Origin of the sequence: Bathymodiolus azoricus thioautotrophic gill symbiont (assembly GCF_001298715.1) — a bacterium.
GTDB lineage: Bacteria > Pseudomonadota > Gammaproteobacteria > PS1 > Pseudothioglobaceae > Thiodubiliella.
The window spans coordinates 1-672 of the sequence record NZ_CDSC02000008.1; the positions used below are offsets into that span (position 1 = coordinate 1).

1 pseudogene is annotated in these 672 nt (G+C 40.3%); it reads left to right on the forward strand.

The window, feature by feature from the left end:
• A pseudogene (locus BAZSYMA_RS09740) lies at positions 1-304 on the forward strand (hypothetical protein); the annotation flags it as partial.
• Positions 305-672 lie beyond the last annotated feature (368 nt).

Sequence of the window (672 nt, forward strand, 5' to 3'; positions counted from 1 at the left end):
TTCTAACGCTGGTCCATTCAATGGTGGCTCTAACTGGGGTCCATTCAAGGGTGGTAATAACTGGCTGAATGACACAGACTTTGGTATGAATTTCAACACTAAAAACAAGACTGATAATACTGCTTCAGGTGTTGCATCTGGCAATGCTGATGGTAGAGCAGACGCTACCGCTTCAGGCGAAGCCGATGCATATGCCAAAGGTCAGGCTGATGCATATGCTAAGGCACAAGCTGATGCATATGCTAAGGGTTATGCTGATGGTAAGAACGGTTACTACAACGGTGACAGTTCAACAGCTAAGTAGTTAGTTGTATTAGCTGATTAATTTTCAGCACAGAAAAAAGCCATCCTTTAGGGTGGTTTTTTTTCGTCTTTTGTTAAATTACGCTTTAGAAAACAGACTTTCTCATACACAATTCGTACTTAGGTAGCCTGTATTTAGGGTATTGGTGGTGAAAAAAAACGTGCCGAGATTACCTTTCAATGGATTAAAAAACTCAGCTGAACAGAGTCATGAGAGCGCACAAAATAATTTGGCGTTAATGTATAAACAGGGGGCAAGATATTAAGCGAGATATGGGCTTAACCAATAAGTGGTTTTTCAGTAGCTACAAAGTCTAGCAATGCTGATGCACAATATCGTATTGGTACTTATTATTTAGTCGCCCTAAA